Source organism: Flavobacterium bomense (genome assembly GCF_003970355.1).
This window is the reverse complement of record NZ_RYDJ01000276.1, coordinates 1-1,046: the sequence shown is the minus strand read 5'-3', so window position 1 is coordinate 1,046 and position 1,046 is coordinate 1. Positions and strand designations below refer to the sequence as shown.

The 1,046-nt window shown below is 32.3% G+C and carries 1 protein-coding gene and 1 pseudogene; both read right to left on the bottom strand.

From position 1 onward, the window contains the following. Positions 1-220: pseudogene (locus tag EKL98_RS17265) on the bottom strand (glycosyl hydrolase); the annotation flags it as partial. Between the two features lies 1 nt (position 221). Beyond that, positions 222-1,046 (bottom strand): glycoside hydrolase family 30 protein (locus tag EKL98_RS17260; RefSeq protein ID WP_317125413.1); only part of this gene is annotated, 825 nt, incomplete at its 5' end.

Here is a 1,046-nt window from a genome sequence, read left to right as displayed (position 1 = left end):
CAAAAATACAAACTTGAGTTTCTACTGGTTGTTTTAAATCTGAAAATGTAAGATTATCGGTTTTTGATAACCTCAAATTAGTACTATCCGCAGAAGTATAAACGGTTATTATTTTATCTTTTGTTGAAAAAGATTTTGGTTGTATTTTACTTTTTTGTTGCGAAAACCCAAAAATCGAAATCATTAAAAGTAGTGTTGTTGCAGTTTTTTTTGTTTTCATTTTACCAAATGTATGTTCCAACAGAGCCACCTTCTAAAGATGTGGTAATCCATTTTCCGTTAAATTTTATATTAAAAGTTTCAGTTGTATTTCCATCATTTTCAACAATAAGTACTTTTTTTTCAGATGGTGATTTAAAGGCTACATTACTTAAATTCCCACTTATATTTGACGCAATTCTGATGGAACCTGTAGGAACAAATTTAGAAGCATGTGCAATATTGTAATAAGCAACATTGCGTGTATAAGTAGTACTGTTATTAATTGTAATAGCACCTTTGCATTGAGAACATCCACCAGCAGTATGCGGCCCAAAATTGGGGTCGTTGGCTACATTCCATTCTAATGCATTGACACTCCAATTTCGCATGGAACCAATGATAACATTTTTCACATGCCATTTCAGATCGTTTCTAAAATCACTAGTAGATGAGGTCCATTGTTCTGTAAAATATACTTTTTTATTCGGAAAAGCATCGTGAACGGTGGACAAAGCACTAATATCTCCACCATATAAATGAAAAGCAGAACCATCAACAATAGGGTAGGCTGTAGCATCGCTTAAAATACTTATTGGATAACTAGGAACATCACAATTGTGATCGTAACTAACTATTTTAGTAGTTATACTTGCGTTTTGAAATGCTAATCCTAGTTTTTTTATAAAACTTAACTGTTGCTCCGCTGACATAGTCATACTTGGATTATTGTTAGGATTTAAAGGTTCGTTTTGTGGGCAAACCGCATCGATTGTAATGCCATTTGATTTCATTCCTTGAATGTATTTTACAAAATAAGTAGCATACGAATTGTAATAAATAGTTGC